The following is a 16,592-nucleotide window of genomic DNA, read 5'->3' on the forward strand; positions in this document are numbered from 1 at the left end:
GACGTGATGAACAATCCAATTCTGAAAGGCTTCAACCCAGATCCCTCCATCGTTCGGGTGGGTGACGACTACTACATCGCCACTTCCACCTTCGAGTGGTATCCCGGTGTGCAAATTCACCACTCGAAGGATCTGGTGAACTGGCGCCTGGTAAGCCGTCCGCTCAACCGGGCGGCACTGCTGGACATGCGTGGCAACCCGGATTCCTGCGGTGTCTGGGCGCCCTGCCTGTCTTATAGCGACGGCCTGTTTTATCTGGTGTATACCGATGTAAAACGCTTCAATGGCAGTTTCAAAGACGCGCACAATTACATTACCACTTGCGAAACCATCGACGGCGAGTGGAGTGATCCGGTGTACATCAACAGCAGTGGTTTCGATCCCTCCCTGTTCCACGATGACGACGGCCGCAAATGGTTTATGAACATGGTGTGGGACCACCGCACTGGCAAAAACCCGTTCGGCGGTATCCTGCTGCAGGAATACGATCCTGTAGAGAAGAAGCTGGTGGGGCCGATCACCAATATTTTCCGCGGCACCGAAGCGGGCCTGACGGAGGCCGCGCATATCTATCGCCGAAACGGCTATTACTACCTGCTCACCGCCGAGGGCGGCACCGGCTACGAGCACCGCATGACCTTTGCCCGCTCAAAAAACATCGAAGGTCCCTATGAGGTGGACCCGCAGGGCTATTTCCTGACCTCTGTGGATAATCCGGATCTGGTTCTGCAGCGCTCCGGCCACGGCGATATCGTGGAAACCCCGCAGGGCGAGATATTTGCGGTACATCTGAGCACCCGCCCCTTACCGGGACTGAAACGCAGCCCGCTGGGACGCGAGACCGCGATACAGCGAGCGATATGGAGTGAGGACGGCTGGCTGCGCCTGGCCCACGGCAACAACCAGCCCCGCGCCACCCTGGACGGGCCGGACCTGCCTCCACACCCCTGGCCTGCGGACCCGTCACTGGATGATTTCGACAGTGCGGAACTGCCCATGCACTATCAGTGGCCGCGCACCCCCTACCCGGAAAATTTCTACAGCCTGGAAGATCGCCCCGGCTACCTGCGCCTGTACGGCAAGCAGTCTATTGGCAATGAGTTTGAGCAGGCACTGATTGCACGACGCCAGCAGGCGTTCTGCTATAGCGCTACAACACGCGTTGAGTTCGAGCCGACAACCTTCCAGCAGATGGCCGGTATCACCTGTTACTACAACGGGCAGAAATTCCACTATCTGTATATTTCCCACGACGACGAGCACGGCAAGCACCTGGGTATCATGAGCCACAGCGAAGGCGAAGTGACCAATGTGCAGTTCCCACTGGGGAATTACGGTTCCGGTGCCGAAAAGGTTGTGCCGGTGCCAGCAAATACACCGATTTACCTGCGCGCGCAGGTGGCTTTTGAAAAGCTGGATTTCCTCTGGTCAACGGACGGGGAAACCTGGCAGAAAGTCGGGGATACGCTGGATTACAGCATTGTCTCTGACGAGGCGGGCAGAGGCGAGGGCGCCAGCTTTACCGGTGCCTTTGTTGGCATGGCCTGCCAGGATATTTCCGGGGCCAACGGCCCCGCCGACTTTGATTTCTTCGAGTATCTGGAGCAGTAACCGGCTCGAGGAGGTCGGAGCCTGAAGATGCCTGAGTTTTCAGGTAGCAAGTGGTGAGTTGTCTCTCTCAAAGACCATTGGCCCGGGGCATTTGCGCTCCGGGCTTTTTTTATTCCGTCGGCGAAACCCGAACGCTTTAAACCTCGAATACAAATCCCTGCTCAGTAAGATCCTTGTACACCTTGAGATCGAACCGATACAGGTTGGCCGCGCGATAACTGACCCCGGATTGTTTCTCATCGGTGGAAACCAGCAGGTTCATTTTCATCATTTTGCGACGGAAGTTTGGTTTGTCGAGGGTGATATTCAGTACCGCTTCGTACAGACGCTGTAACTCCAGCAGGGTGAATTTCTCCGGTAACAGGTTGAAACCGATGGGTTCGTGTCGCACCTTGTGTTTGAGCCTTGTCAGTGCTGCACTCAATATGCGCTGGTGGTCAAAGATCAATTCCGGCGTGTCTCGCACATTGACCCACTGCGCATCCATTTCCGATTTACCCACAGACAGTGCGTGCGCATCGGAACGGACCAGGGCAAAGAAGGCCACCGTGATGATGCGGTCACCCGGGTGCCGGTCCAGGTCGCTGAAGGCGTGCAACTGTTCGAGGAAAATATCCTTTACCCCGGTGCGGTCCTGCAACACGCGACTGGCCGCCTGTTCGAGGGTCTCGCTCTGCTTGAGCCAGTCCCCCGGGAGCCCCCAGCGACCGCGGCTCTCGCCCTCCCCGTGCTTGACGATCAGCACTTTCAGTTCGCCGTCATCAAAACCAAAAATGACATTGTCTACGGTGAGTGCATGCTTCGGAGTATCCATAGATCCGCTTCTGGCCGAGCTTCCGGCATTAGCTGTGGCCGGAGCATTATTTTAATGAAGTAAAACTGCGGATTATTCCACAGATACCGGTGCTTCGCAGCGCCCGTGGGACACGGCACGGGCGCGCCAACAATGAACATCTACACTAGAATGGAAACGCCCATGCAGAAACCGACCAGATATGGTGTTATGGTCACCCCTCTGTTTTAGCGATGGATCCTTTATGAAAACTCTATTTCTTGCCTTAATCAGCCTGTTGCTCACTACCCAGCTTGCGGTCGCCGATGTGGTGGGTCGCTGGCAGACGATCGACGATGAAACCGGACAGGCCAAGTCGATTGTGGAAATTTACGAACAGGGCGGTAAATACTACGGCCGCGTTGTCGATCTGCTGATGAAGCCAGACGATACGGTGTGCGATGCCTGCCCTGGTGACAGAAAGGGCCAGAAAATCGTCGGTATGAACATCGTCACCAATATGGTGAAGAAAGGGGATATTTACGAAGGCGGCCAGATCCTGGACCCGGCCAAGGGCAAGGTCTACGACTGTAAAATGTGGCTGGAAGACGGCAACCTGAAAGTGCGCGGATACCTCGGATTCTTCTACCGTACCCAGACTTGGTATCCGGCGAAGTAGCCCCGGATTAGGTGAACCAATCAGCCTTGCGGCTTTTTCCGGGCGTCGCGCACCAGGCGGATGGCTTTGCGCTTTTCCCGTTCACCATAAGTGAGCGCACCGCTGGCGAAATCCACATACCAGGAATAGTGGGTATGGAAATTGGATGGCGATGAGGACCAAACGCTCTCTGAGGCGGCGTTGGAGAAAAACGCACGGTTGATCGCCGGGCCGGCGCATTGCAGTTCGAGCAGGCTGCCCAACTCGCGGATATTCGGCAGGCGCCAATCGCCATCGCCGGAGACCGCGCCCTTCTTGTCGAGTGCCGCCGCATAGGTCAGAGCCTCGGCCCAGTTGAGCCCCAGGGGTTCACCCCGGTCGCAAGCCTCTCCCGCGACACCTTCCAGGCAGGCGCGCCAGATCAGGCCCGTTTCGGTGTCGGCAACGGAACCATCGTCCTGTTGTCGATAGCGGGAGGCGGGTGCCGAGGCCCGGATCTGTTCGCTGTTGCAGCCCTGAGTGGCCTGCGCCGGGACAGCCGACAGCAGCGGTGCCGATGCCGGGTTGGGTTCGCTTTTCCCGGACCCGTCCACCCAATCCCTGACCAGCCTGATATGGCGACCGTTGTTCCGCGGCATGGGCGCGGAGTAGCCGAACTGAAAGTTGACCGCCCAGGCCCTCTGTTGTAATTCGGCGTCCGGCGAATGGCTCCAGTAAAAACCGTCTTTGGTGTTGGGAAAATAGGTAGTGTCGATGGCGGGGGCGCTGCGTCCGAAGTTCACCAGTCCGGAAAGTTCATCCATTGTCGGTACGCGCCAGTCGTTGAAGCCGCACAGACCTCGGCGGTTGGTGCGGCTGACGAATTCCTCGATATTGCAATAGGTGGCTGGTTGACCTTCGACATAGCCGGTGCACTGCGCGTAGCGGCTGTTCCAGTCGCCGATGGCGCCGCCGTTGGCACTTTTGTCCGGGTTGTACCAGGTGAACACATCGTCGGCGTCGTGGCGTCCGCGGTTGCCGTAGATGCCGTCGCCCGGCTGTTTGACTTCCCAGGCCAGGCCGGTGACTTCATCCAGTACACACTGCCAGCTCTGCGCATCCTCGGCTAGTAGCTCGCCTTTGGCGTCGACCTTGCGATAGGCAAAGCCAGCCGCGCCATCGGCGCGCCCTTCGCGGGCGATGTCCCGGCCCTGATTGCAGTCCTGCTGGCTGAGGATATCGCCCACCAGGGATTCCCTATCGGGCAACCGCTCAAGGTCAACACTTGCGGTGCAATCGCTGTTGACGCCCCTGGGATAATTCGCACCCCAGGTGATGCCGGTGTCGTTGAGTTTGTTTCGCGGCTGAGAAGAATCCCGTCCGGATTCCGAGCATCCGTTCAGGCAGGCGACCGCCAAAGAAAGCGCAATAGCCTGCGCAGTTTTATGCTCGAACATATTCAGGCCAACACACCCGGAATCACTTCACTCTGATAACCCTGGTACAACGGGTGCTGGTGGGCCTGCAGGGCCACGGCCGCCGTGTGTATCTGATGCAGGGGCGTATAGGAAGCGCCGCCGGCATTGGATACACCGCGCTGTATGGCACCGCCGCCGCCGGCCATGATCAATGGAACGTCGGTGTTGCTGTGGGCGTCGCCGTTACCCATATCGGTAACCTCGCAGACGATGGTGCTGTCGAGCAGCCCCCGGTCCTGCAGGCGGCCGATCAGTGAAGCCGACAGACTGCTCAGGTGGGCACGGGTCTCCCGGTAGTGAGGGTAAGTCGGATCGCCGCCGTTACCGCCATGAATGGATGAGTGGTAGGTGTTCTGGAAATCCAGGTAGGGCAGTGTGAACTCGGCACCGTCGTTGCCCAGTGCCAGAGAGCAGGAGGCAGTGAAGTTGCACTCCAGCGCAAGGGCGATGATATCCGCCTGCAATTCCGCCTGTTGCTGAAAGGTGGAAAATTCGATCGGAAACTCCGCCGGTGGGCTGGCGGCGTCGCAGGACATACCACCACCGCCCAGATCCTGCAGACGCCGCTGGGTTTCCTCGATCGCCGTCAAATGAGAATCGAGGCGCTGTTGTTCGTAAGACCCCAGTTTTGTTTTCAGGGCGTTGACTGCATCCAGGTGTGCGTCCACCGCGTTCAGCTTGGGGTCACCGCCCCCGCCGCCCGGCTGCAGATTCCCGAACAGCCGGTTAAAGGCGTTGAAGGGGTTGTCTTCAAACGGCACTTTGGAACCGTTGTCCTTGGTCAGAACGCCGTTGCCGTTGCTGTGTACGCCCAGGTTGACGTAGGTGAATGGCAGGTTCTCACCGAGGATTCTGCCCATGTTCACGTCGAAACTGTCGCCGCCCCAACTGTTGTTGATGATGGTGGACATGACGCCGTGACCGCCGCGATGGTGCCCCATGTTTCTGAGAAAGTTGCACTCGCTGGCGACGGTGCTGTAAGGCTGGGACATGGCCCCGAAACTGGTCAGATCGCCGTTGGGGTACCAGTGCTCCGGCAGGGCGCCGTCCGGCACATAAATCACCACCGATTTGTTGGGGCCCGTCTGCGCCTCGGCCAGGCGGGACGCCATCATGCCCCCGACCAGCGGCGAGGCCCGCAGCAGTCCCTGGCCGATACCCGCAGCGGCGAAAATTTTCAGTAAATCCCTGCGTCTTTTGTCAAACACATTCTTGTATGGCTTTTTCATAACTTGCGCCCTTATTCTGTTTATATGGCTGATCGGCTGGGTCCCGGTGCCTCAGCGCTGCCACTCTTTGCGGTAACGCACCGCATCCAGAGTGCTCATGTTTTCGAGCATCGCCCGGGGGCTCTGCTGCACCAGGGTGTCGGTCATATCTTCTACCGTGCAGGCGTATCCCTCCTCCTCGACCGGATCCAGTGCCCGTCCTTCCGGGTTGGAGCCATCGATGCTGTCGTGCCCCACCCCGAGCATAAAGCGGAACATATTCTGCGATACGCAAGACTGCGCAGCGGGCAGGGTCGCCAGTAACTGGCCCAGTCCGCGGGAACCCTCGAACGCGATCGACTCACCGCGGTTGCTCAGCACATCCGGTGCGTACAACGCGCCGCTGGCGTCTATCAGATTGCCGTTAAGGTCGACGCTGCGAGGGTTGCCCACCGCATCGAAGTCTTCCATGCCGCCGCCGAGGGGGTTGATCCACTCCTGGTGACAGTTCAGACAGGGCGTCACGGAAGTGAGCGCTTCGTACTTCACGCGGTTGGTGGTGGCCGGATCGGCGATCAGATCTGCCAGCTCTTCCAGACGCTCGGCGCGGCTTTCCGTGATACCGGCGGGCGGATCCGGTTGGTCCTGGCACAGCATGCGACGGCGCACGCGCACCGAACGCCGGATCGGCGAGGTTTCGGTCAGCTCCGCCCAGCGCGCCATAAAAGCACCGCTGGTGAGAATGCCGCCGCGGTCACTGGTGGTGACCTGCTGGAAGTCGTCACCGGAAACGCCGCTGATACCGTAGTGCTGCGCCAGGGGTCCGTTGACGAAGGTCCAATTCGCATCATAGAGGGAGGCGAAAGACTCGTTGCCGTTCAGCATCACCTCGGCGAAGACTTCGCGGATTTCCTGCTCCATATGCGGCGCCACATTCTCGAAACCGGGCCAGGCCGCCGTGTCCTTGGGCGCGTTTTCCAGGCTATCGGTGCCCAGCCAGCTTCCGACGAAGTCACCCATGGTGTCCCGGGCCTCGGCCAGGTCCAGCAGCCGCTGCGCTTCCTGGGTGATCTGTGCCGAGTCGCGCAACTGGTCATTGGCCGCCTTCTGCAGGGCGATGTCATCCGGGGTGGAACCGGTGAACGAGTAGCTCAGCCAGGTAGCCATTTCGTGCGAGGTCAACTCGAAGGCGTTCATGTCTATTGCACTGTTGGCTGGATTCGATTCACCCAGTTCGTGGCGATACAGGAACTGCGGTGAGGACAGCATGGTCATCAGCGCGAGCTGCATACCCGTCTGTACATCGCCTTCAGTAAAGGTGCCGTTGGCCAGTTCCGAGTAGGTGTCCACTTCCTGGGTGTCCAGTGGGCGCCGGAAGAGTTTCGGCGCAAAGTCGCCAATAAACTCGTCCACGCAGCTCTGGTTGAAGGAACCGCAGTTCAGCGCCGGTGAAAAGTCGCGCGCCGCCGACCAGGCCGCTATTTCCTCGGCCGCCGTCAAGTAGCGATCGTAGGTGCTGGTCACTATCGAAGCGTGGGCGTTGTTGATGAAGTAGCCCACCTGGCTGTCTTCAGCCAGGCTCTCGGCAGCGGCGAAATTCACCCCCAGCAGATCCTCGACCGTGTTCTGGTACTCGGCACGGGTCAGCAGCTTCAACTGGCGGGCACCGTAACGGACCATCTCGCAATTCAGCGGCTGCTGGTCTTCCCAGAAGGTATCGGCGATATAGTTGCCGACCTTCTGCGCGCAGTCCGCGCCGCAGACCTGCGGTTGATCCTGGGGCATGGTGTCCTCGATAAACCCGATCATGAAATCCAGGTCCTGAGGCGTGGTCAGCGGAATACCGATGGAACCGCCGTCGCCGGCGAAACCGTGACAGTGGGCGCAGTGGGCCGCATAGATCTCGCCGCCGGTCATATTGCTGGTGCCGCCGCTGCTGGAGCTGCCGGATGACGAACTGGAGCCGCTTGACGAGCTCGAACTGCTGCTCGACGAGCCGCCTGGACCGTGGCAATCGGGTGGATCGAAGCTGCCGTCGTGATTGCCCTGAAAGCCGAAGTTGACGCTGTCTCCAGGGGAGAGATCACCATTCCAACCGACGTCGCGGGCGCTGGCGGTGTTGCCCGAAACGGCCAGATCCACATTCCAGTAGCCTGTGATCTGCGGCGCCTCGTTGAACAGAAGCGCAATCTCCCAGCCACTCACCGCGCTAATGCCAGCATTGCGCACGGTGACATCAAATTGGTAGCCGCTATCCCAGACATTCTCGTAGGTGATTTCGCAGGAGACGCCGTCACCGCCGCCACTGCCACCGCTACCGGAGGAAGAGCCGCTAGAACCTGAGCCACTTGAACCTGAGCCGCTGGAGCTGGAAGAGCCGCCTGAGCTTGAGGAGCCGCCTGAGCTTGAGCTGCTGGAGCTGGTGCCACCGTCCCCGACGATCCGGTACAGTGCGCCGCCAATGATATCCACCAGGTAGATTTCGCCGCTGTTGGATTCTCCGAATGAGGAGATCCCCAGATTCGTATCCACCAGTTGGTACATGGCATCGGTATAGGCCCAGACCCGGCCACTGACGTAGTCGCCGAAAATATAGGCGCCGTTCATGCCAGTGATCTGCGAGCCGCGATAGACGTAACCACCGGTGACCGACTGCCCCAGTCCGTGATCGTATTCGAACACCGGATCGTCGTAAGGGCCGCTGGAGTTACAGTTGTTGGAGGTACCGTGGAAACCCTCCCGACAGCGCCAGCCGTAGTTGCCGCCGCTTTCGATCACATTGATTTCCTCATACCCGGACTGGCCCACATCGGCCAGCCACAGATCGCCATTGGCCTTGTCAAAGCTCCAGCGCCAGGGGTTTCTGAGGCCGTAGGCGTAGATCTCTGGCAGGCCCCCGCCGTTCACGAAAGGGTTGTCCGCAGGAACGGCATAGGGAGAACCGCTATCCACATCGATCCTGAGCATGGAGCCGTGCCAGTTACTGGTGTCCTGGCTATTGGCCTGGGGGTCGTTGGCGGAACCGCCGTCGCCCAAACCAATATACAGGTAGCCGTCGCGTCCGAACGCGATGTGGCCGCCGTTGTGGTTAGCGTAGGGCTGCGGCAGGGTGAGGATATCCTGGCGCGAGCCAGCGTTCAGGCTGGCGCCGCCGGTGCTTTCCGTAAAGCGCGCGATCACCGAGGTCATCGGCTCCGAAGCCGGCGTGGTGAACGACAGAAACACTTGGCCATTACTCTGGTAGTCCGGATGGAAGGCCATCCCCAGCACACCGCCCTCGACCGCGGTATCCACCACGCCGGACAGATCCAGGTAGGTATTCTTGGTGGCCGTGGCATTGTCGTTGGCATCGATCCAGTAAACGGTGCCGGTTTTTTCCAGCACATACCAGCGGGAATCGTCCCCCGGCGCCTGCATCAGGCCCAGTGGCTGACTGAAGGTCAGGTTCGGAAACGCCCGCTCCAACGCCACCGCCGGGGGTGGCCCGCTGGGGCCGCCGCTGCTGGAGGAACTTGAGCTGCCGGAAGAACTGGAGCTACCGGAAGAACTGGAGCTGCCGGAAGAACTGGAGCTACCGGAAGAACTGGAGCTGCCGGAAGAACTGGAGCTGCTGGAGGAGCTCGAACTGGAACTGCCAGGCCCGTCACAGATCGAACCGGTGATCGCCGGCACCGAAGCACTGCCGGCACCGTTACTGACCTGCAGGCCGACTTCGGCGAACTGATCCGGCTGGAGATTGCCGTTCCAGGAAAGATTGCTCGCGGTATAGGGGTTGTCGCCGGAGGTTTCGGCATTCCAGCTATCGGTCACCACCGTGCCGTCGCTGTACTCCCAGCTCACTTCCCAGCCGTTGATGGGGCTGGTGCCGTTGTTGGTGATTCGGATACTGGTCTGTGCGCCGGAGCCCCACTCGTTGACCACGACGTACTCGCAGGTCGCAGCGATCGCCGCTGACGTGGAACACCATGCGCACAAGAGCAGCAATAATGATGAGATTTTCTGGACGGGACTTTTCATTATTATTTCCTGCACCGTTGCAATGTAAACGGATGCCACCGTAGTGCGGCGGCGCCTGTACTATTGAACCCCCGGAATTTACCGACGACCTGATGTGGAACGCAGAGATAACGCTCGCCCCACTTTTTCTGCCCTTCACGCAAGTTGACGTTTTAGAAATAAGTTCTTACGCCGATTGCGCATAAATCTTCGCAAAACCCTCTACAGTTTCACGAAAATCTACCTGAAAGGCTTACGGAAAGGGGTTGAAACGGCTGAGGAAGCCGGACGAAACGGTATCCGACGGATGCCCAGACGAGAGAAATGGACAGAGAATTATCAGTATCGATGTCATCACCAATATGGTGAAAAAAGGCGATATCTACGAGGGTGGCCAGACTCTGGATCCGACCAAGGGCAAGGTTTACGACTGCAAGATGTGGGAAGAAAACGGCAACCTGAAAGTGCGCGGTTACCTAGGCTTTTTCTACCGCACACAGACTTGGCAGCCAGTTTAATAGATAGCCTGCTGCGGGCCTCCCGGTTAGAGGTTTTCGGGGCCGCCGCCTTGGTGGCTTTCGCGTCTGGTCGCGAGCTTTGTATGGGCAGTAGGCAACTTTTGGTTTGATTTAAACTCAGCTTGTTGCCAGGCTGCTTTTCTCCGGATTGGATAACAAGAATACCAGTGGCATTGCCGCGAGGTTGATCCACATCAGCATCTGGAAATCATTCACGTAAGCAATTTCCGCGGCCTGGCGAGCCACTTCCTGCATCACCGCCCCGGGCAGTGCTGAAATGGAATCCGCCGATGGCATATCGTTCAGCATCCCAGCGGGCAATTGCACCCGCTCCCCCAGCTGCTGCTGGTTGATCCACAGGTTGCGCGTCAGCGCTGCCATCACAATCGATACCCCGATACTGCTACCGAGATTTCGCGACAGGCTGAACAACGCGGTCGCTTCCCCCCGAAAGCGCGGCGCCAGGGTGGCGTAGGAGAGCGTGGAGATCGGTACAAATACCAGCCCCAATCCCAGCCCCTGCAGTACACCGGTGACAATCAGGTCGTGCTGGCTCACCTGCAGATTGAACCCGGTCATTTCCCATAGGGAGAAGGACACCAGGCCCATGCCCAGCAGGATCAATCCGCGGGCGTCAAAACGCTGCATCAGCTTGCCCACCACCATCATCGAAATCATGGTGCCGACACCGCGCGGCATCAGAATCAGGCCGGTGGTCACCACCGGGTAGCCCTTCCACTGCTGCAGGAAAGGCGGCAACAGAGCCATAGTGGCGAGCAGGATAATGCCCACCACAAAGATGAACAGCAGCCCGGAAACGTAGTTGCGGTCGCGGAACAGCTCCGGGGAAAGGAACGGGTTACTGGTGGTGCGCGAGTGCACGACGAACAGGTATAAACCGAGCGCGGCTAAGATGGCATACAGCTGTATTTCCAGCGCCTCGAACCACTCCACCTGCTCACCCCGGTCGAGCAACATCTGAAGCGCACCCACCGCCAGTGCCAGCAGGCCGAATCCGAGGCTGTCGAAACGCTGCTTGCGGGTTTCACTTTCCGGCACGCAGAAATAGATCCCGAGCATGGAGAGGATGCCGAAAGGCAGATTGATATAGAACACCCAGCGCCAGGAGTAATATTCCGTGAGCCAGCCGCCCAGCGTTGGCCCCAGCACCGGGCCGATCATCACTCCCACACCCCAGATACTCATCGCGGATGCGTGTTTTTCCTTGGGAAAGGTGTCGAGCAACGTGGCCTGGGAGAGGGGCACCAGGGAAGCGCCGAACACCCCCTGTAGCAGTCGCCAAAGGATCATTTCATTCAGGCTACCCGCCTGGCCGCACAGCATGGAGGTGATGGTGAAGCCACCCACAGACCACAGGAACACCTGCCTGCGACCGAAACGCTGGGCCAGATAGCCTACCGGAGGGGTCATAATCGCGGCGGCGACGATATAGGAAGTCAGCACCCAGGTAATCTGGTCACTGCTCGCACCCAGGCTGCCCTGCATATGCGGCAGGGCCACGTTGGCGATGGTGGTATCCAGCACCTGCATAATGGTGGCGAGCATGATACTGACGGTGATCATCGCCTCGCCGCCGGAAGCTCGCGGCGCCGTCATCGGCGCGGCGCTGCCGGAACCTGCCGCGCCGCTTACCCCGGTGCTCATGGGGCCAGCACAACCCGGCCGCCGCTGGCATCGGTCGCGCGGGCGGATACCAGCTTGTTGTCTTCAGAGATATCGATTTCTACTTCCGCGCTCATACCGGCGCGCAATACCGGTCGATCTTCCGCGGGCAGCAGCCGCAGCCGCACCGGCACACGCTGGACCACCTTTACCCAGTTGCCGCTGGCATTTTGCGGCGGAATCAGTGCGAACTCGCTGCCACTGGCGCCACTGAGGCTCTCTACTAAAGCCTGGAATTTCACTCCGGGATAGGCATCGACAGTAATTTCTGCCTGCTGGCCCGCGCGCACTTTCTCCAGCTGGGTTTCCTTGAGATTAGCTTCCACCCACATGGCTTCGGTGCCGAGCATGCTCACCACAGAGAGTCCCGCCGGGGCCATTTCCCCCACCTGCGGCGCTTCGTTGGCGATGACACCGGCCACCGGCGCGACGATCCGGGTACGCGACAGCTGGTAACGGGCCTTGTCCAGCTGCGCCTGGGCCACCATGACATCCGCTTGCTGCTCCAACGGCACCTGGGAATTACCCCCCAGTTCCGCGCGCAGGCTGGCGAGTTTTTCAGAGCTGATGGCGATACGCGCACGCGCCTGATCCAGCTTCTGGCGGGACTCGTCCAGCTGGGATTCCGACAACGCCACCTTGCCGAGCTTTTCATTGCGCGCCAGTTGGCGCCGGAAAAACTCCGCATCGGTCTGCGCCTGATGCAACTCAGCCTCCGCCTCGGCGTAATCCGCCTGACGGGCGTGAACCTGGTTTTTTATCTGTGCCATATGCGCCTCGGCCTCGGCAACCGCGAGCCGGAACGGGGTATCGTCGAGCTGCACCAGCAGGTCTCCCTTGCTGACCACCTGGTTCGCACGTACCGCGACCTCGGCCACAATGCCGCTCACCTCCGGCGCCAGGGAAATCTTGTCGGCCTTCACATAAGCATTTTCCGTGTGCACGCTGCTGCCACCACCCCAGATTGCCCAGGCCGTTACGGCACTCGCCACCACAATACCCAGGGCGAACCCGACGCGGCGGGATTGCTGTTTGTGCCTGGTATCGCGCTCCATGTCGTTAGTTTTCACACTTTCCACCGGCCTACCTTCTGCTGAAATACCTTCTACTGAATTACTGTCCACGGTTTTGTTCTGGGCGGGTTCAGTCACTTGGCACCTCCTCTCGACTCAGGTTCTGGTGAACCCGGCTCAACAGGTTCATCAGCTGCTTCTGCTCTTCGGCAGTGATTCCCGACAACGCCTGGCTGCGCGTTTCCGCGGCAAGCCCCTGCAGAATTTCCAGTACAGGTGCCGCAGCCGCAGTGAGATAAATCCGGAAACATCGGCGGTCCTGAGGGTCCTGCCGGCGCTCTACCAGCCCCTCCCCTTCCAGCAAGTCGATCTGGCGGGCCAGGGTGATAGGAGCCACATCCATGCGTTCGGCAAGTTCTGCCTGCTTCATGCCCTGGCTACGGTTGAGGATCCATAACACCTGCCAGCGCGATCGCGTCAAACCGTGGGTTTTTGCGCGGCGGTCAAAATTGCGCTTCAACAGACGTGCAGAGGTGTGCAGCTCGAACCCCAGCTGCGCAGCGATATCGGATTTATTCATTTTTCACTTAGGAGATTGCGGGACACACAGAGATCCGCCCTGAATAAGCGGGCTTATTGTAAGCATGCTTATCAATTTCGCAAGACAGCTCCTGACCAATGGGTTTCGAAGCAAGAGAGTACAGATACAAAAAAAGCGGCCTGATGGCCGCTTTCTAAAATGATCGGAGTACAAATTACTTTCTCTGCACTTCCACCTTGTCTACCTTCTGGAATCCGCGCGGCAACTTGTTACCGCGACGTCCGCGCTCGCCCTGATAGTGCTCTAGCTCCGCGATCTTGATCTTGGTGTGGCGTTTGCCGGCGTGGACGAGCAGCTGGTCACTGCCCTCCAGCACCGCGATGCCCACCACAAATTCCTCGCGGCTTGCAGCGCGTGCGGCGGGGATGTTGATGATCTTGTTGCCTTTGCCTTTGGACAGTTCCGGCAGCTCGGAGACCGGGAACACCAGCATGCGCCCCTCACTGGTCACCGCTGCAAGCAGCGCCTCGTCCGGGTTTTCGATTTCCTGCGGCGGTAGCACGCGGGCGTTTTTCGGCAGGCTCAACATGGCCTTGCCCGCCTTGTTGCGCGACTGCAGGTCCGCATATTTGGCGATAAAGCCGTAGCCCGCATCGCTGGCCAGCAGGACCTTCTGATCATCTGCGCCCATCAGCAGGCCTTCGAAAGTGGCTCCCGACGGCGGATTGATGCGCCCGGAAAGCGGTTCGCCCTGGCCCCGCGCCGACGGCAGGGTATGCGCGGCAATGGCGTAGCTGCGCCCGGTACTGTCGAGCAACAGCGCAGGCTGGTTACTCTTGCCGCGGGCGGCGTATTTGAAACCATCCCCCGCCTTGTAGCTGAGTGAAGTCGGGTCGATATCGTGGCCCTTGGCCTGGCGAATCCAGCCCTTGTCGGAAAGCACCACGGTAATCGGATCCGAAGTCAGCAGGTCAGTCTCATTGAAGGCCTTGGCCTCCTCGCGCTGAACGATCGGTGAGCGGCGCTCATCGCCGAATTCGTCGGCGGCCTGCAACAGCTCCTTTTTGATCAGTGTTTTCAGGCGGCGCGCGCTTTCCAGGGTCTTGGTGAGGGTATCGCGCTCTTTTTCCAGCTCTGCCTGTTCACCGCGGATTTTCATCTCCTCGAGACGGGCCAACTGGCGCAACTTGGTATCGAGGATGTATTCGGCCTGCACATCGCTGAGCTCGAAGCGGCGCATCAGCTCCTGCTTGGGCTCATCGTGGGTGCGGATGATCTCGATGACTTCGTCAATGTTCAGGAACGCAACCAGCAAGCCCGCCAACAGGTGCAGTCGTTTTTCGACCTTGTCGAGACGGAACTGCAAGCGACGGCGCGTGGTGACGGTACGGAAGCTCAGCCACTCCGTCAGGATCTTGTCCAGGGACTTCACCTGCGGGCGACCGTCGATGCCGATCATATTCAGGTTGACCCGGTAGCTCTTCTCCAGATCGGTGGTGGCGAACAGGTGGTTCATTACCTGGTCCAGGTCCACCCGGTTGGACTTGGGTACGATCACCAGGCGCGTGGGATTCTCGTGATCAGACTCATCACGCAGGTCGGATACCATCGGCAGTTTCTTGGCCTGCATCTGAGCAGCGATCTGCTCCAGCACTTTGGAGCCACTAGCCTGGTAGGGCAGCGCGGTAACCACAATATCCCCGTCTTCCCTGGTCCATACCGCACGCATCTTCACCGAGCCCTTACCGGTCTCGTACATCTTCTGCAGATCGGCACGGGGAGAGATGATCTCTGCCTCGGTGGGCATGTCCGGGCCCTGGATAAACTCGCACAGCTCACTGACCGTGGCCTTGGGGTTCTCCAGCATATGCACGGTGGCATCCACCACTTCGCGCAGGTTGTGCGGGGGAATATCCGTGGCCATACCCACCGCAATACCGGTGGTGCCATTCAGCAGGATATTGGGCACCCGTGCCGGCAGCACCGCGGGCTCATCCATGGTGCCATCGAAGTTGGCCTGCCAGTCCACCGTGCCCTGCCCCAGTTCGGACAGCAGCACTTCGGAATACTTGCCCATGCGGGATTCGGTATATCGCATGGCCGCGAAGGACTTGGGATCATCCGGGGAACCCCAGTTGCCCTGGCCATCCACCAGCGGATAGCGATAGCTGAACGGCTGCGCCATCAGCACCATCGCCTCGTACACAGCGCTGTCGCCATGGGGATGGTATTTACCGATGACATCGCCCACGGTGCGCGCGGACTTCTTGTACTTGGCCGTGTTCTTCAGGCCCAGCTCGCTCATGGCGTACACAATGCGGCGCTGAACCGGCTTGAGGCCATCGCCGATATTGGGCAGGGCGCGGTCGAGGATCACGTACATGGAATAATCCAGGTACGCCTTCTCGGTGTACTCCGCCAGGTGCTGGCGTTCTGACGCGTCAAAGACAGAGGGCTCGGTCATACTGCGAGAGTCTCGTTATTTTGTTTGAAGAGGGGGATTATGGCGGACACCGGCGAGGGGTTCAAAGCCCCTGCACCTTACGCTGTTTCCTGCGGCCGCACACGGTCAAGATTGCGGTGTCTGGGGTAATCCTGATAAAAACAGCTTCAGGCATCGATGCCACACCAAATATCGACGTACTTCAGCAAGGATGTCTCAAATGCCCGCACTGTTTGCCAGCCTCCACCATCTGGCCTTTCTTGCCCTCGCAGTCTCGCTTACCACGCAGCTGGTCCTGCTCGGACAGCCGCTGACGCTGCAGAATGTGCGCAAGTTGCAGGTAGTGGATCGTGTACTGGGTACATCTGCGCTTACCCTGCTGGTTGTCGGGTTTATACGGGTATTCCATTTCGAAAAAGGCGCTGCCTATTATTTCCACAACGGCGCCTTCCACGGCAAAATCACCCTGTTCGTGATTGCCGCGCTGCTCTCTATTTATCCCACTGTTCAGTTTCTGCGCTGGAACAAATCCCTACGCGAGGGCCAGCTACCACAAGTAGCCGACCAGCAGCGGCGCAGGCTGCGCCTGGTCGTACACGCGGAGCTTACCGCCATGGTTGGCATGGCACTGTGCGCAGCGCTAATGGCAAAAGGCATCGGGCAATTCGGTTAAGCTTGCTCTCCGTTACAAC

Annotated in this window: 12 protein-coding genes; 4 read left to right on the plus strand and 8 right to left on the minus strand. The window is 59.4% G+C overall.

Features of this window, described 5'->3' with window-relative positions; all coding sequences use genetic code 11:
* The first annotated feature begins 6 nt into the window (after window positions 1–6).
* Window positions 7–1,611 (plus strand): glycoside hydrolase family 43 protein, encoded by a 1,605-nt coding sequence (locus tag HUW35_RS03050; protein ID WP_181254192.1) that lies wholly within the window; start codon window positions 7–9, stop codon window positions 1,609–1,611.
* A 136-nt stretch (window positions 1,612–1,747) separates the two neighbouring features.
* Here the strand turns inward: HUW35_RS03050 and HUW35_RS03055 are convergent, their stop codons facing one another.
* Complete coding sequence (locus tag HUW35_RS03055) at window positions 1,748–2,425, minus strand: NUDIX domain-containing protein (RefSeq protein ID WP_181254193.1); 678 nt, start codon at window positions 2,423–2,425, stop codon at window positions 1,748–1,750.
* Between the two features lie 223 nt (window positions 2,426–2,648).
* Between HUW35_RS03055 and HUW35_RS03060 the strand changes: the two genes are divergently transcribed.
* Complete coding sequence (locus HUW35_RS03060; RefSeq protein ID WP_181254194.1) at window positions 2,649–3,062, plus strand: DUF2147 domain-containing protein; 414 nt, start codon at window positions 2,649–2,651, stop codon at window positions 3,060–3,062.
* Window positions 3,063–3,082: 20 nt separating this feature from the next.
* On the opposite strand, the gene HUW35_RS03065 is transcribed toward HUW35_RS03060, so the two are convergent.
* Genes HUW35_RS03065 through HUW35_RS03075 form a run of 3 tightly spaced genes read right to left on the minus strand, consistent with a single transcriptional unit; the run spans window position 3,083 to window position 9,723 of the window.
* Window positions 3,083–4,477, minus strand: coding sequence for a DUF1566 domain-containing protein (locus HUW35_RS03065; protein WP_181254195.1), 1,395 nt, complete (start codon window positions 4,475–4,477; stop codon window positions 3,083–3,085).
* 2 nt (window positions 4,478–4,479) lie between these two features.
* Entirely contained in the window at window positions 4,480–5,727 is a 1,248-nt protein-coding gene (locus HUW35_RS03070) for a DUF1552 domain-containing protein (RefSeq protein WP_181254196.1), read from the minus strand.
* Window positions 5,728–5,778: 51 nt separating this feature from the next.
* Window positions 5,779–9,723, minus strand: coding sequence for a PQQ-dependent sugar dehydrogenase (locus tag HUW35_RS03075; RefSeq protein WP_181254197.1), 3,945 nt, complete (start codon window positions 9,721–9,723; stop codon window positions 5,779–5,781).
* 245 nt (window positions 9,724–9,968) lie between these two features.
* Between HUW35_RS03075 and HUW35_RS03080 the strand changes: the two genes are divergently transcribed.
* Complete coding sequence (locus HUW35_RS03080) at window positions 9,969–10,220, plus strand: DUF2147 domain-containing protein (RefSeq protein ID WP_181254198.1); 252 nt, start codon at window positions 9,969–9,971, stop codon at window positions 10,218–10,220.
* A gap of 117 nt (window positions 10,221–10,337) precedes the next feature.
* On the opposite strand, the gene HUW35_RS03085 is transcribed toward HUW35_RS03080, so the two are convergent.
* The 4 genes from HUW35_RS03085 to parC all read right to left on the minus strand — a co-directional run bounded on the left by HUW35_RS03085 (window position 10,338) and on the right by parC (window position 15,921).
* Entirely contained in the window at window positions 10,338–11,885 is a 1,548-nt protein-coding gene (locus HUW35_RS03085; protein WP_255463445.1) for a DHA2 family efflux MFS transporter permease subunit, read from the minus strand.
* Window positions 11,882–13,054, minus strand: a complete 1,173-nt coding sequence (locus tag HUW35_RS03090; RefSeq protein WP_219932639.1) for an HlyD family secretion protein — start codon at window positions 13,052–13,054, stop codon at window positions 11,882–11,884. Before HUW35_RS03090 ends, HUW35_RS03085 begins: the two co-directional genes overlap by 4 nt.
* Window positions 13,047–13,496: a MarR family winged helix-turn-helix transcriptional regulator gene (locus HUW35_RS03095; protein ID WP_181254199.1), complete on the minus strand. Its 450-nt coding sequence runs from the start codon at window positions 13,494–13,496 to the stop codon at window positions 13,047–13,049. Before HUW35_RS03095 ends, HUW35_RS03090 begins: the two co-directional genes overlap by 8 nt.
* A 175-nt stretch (window positions 13,497–13,671) precedes the next feature.
* Entirely contained in the window at window positions 13,672–15,921 is a 2,250-nt protein-coding gene (parC, locus tag HUW35_RS03100) for a DNA topoisomerase IV subunit A (protein WP_181254200.1), read from the minus strand.
* Window positions 15,922–16,120: 199 nt separating this feature from the next.
* Between parC and HUW35_RS03105 the strand changes: the two genes are divergently transcribed.
* The gene (locus HUW35_RS03105; RefSeq protein WP_181254201.1) at window positions 16,121–16,573 is read left to right on the plus strand and encodes a DUF2214 family protein; all 453 of its coding nucleotides are present in this window, start codon (window positions 16,121–16,123) and stop codon (window positions 16,571–16,573) included.
* Window positions 16,574–16,592: the final 19 nt, after the last annotated feature.

Source organism: Microbulbifer sp. YPW1 (assembly GCF_013367775.1).
Classification (GTDB): Bacteria; Pseudomonadota; Gammaproteobacteria; order Pseudomonadales; family Cellvibrionaceae; genus Microbulbifer.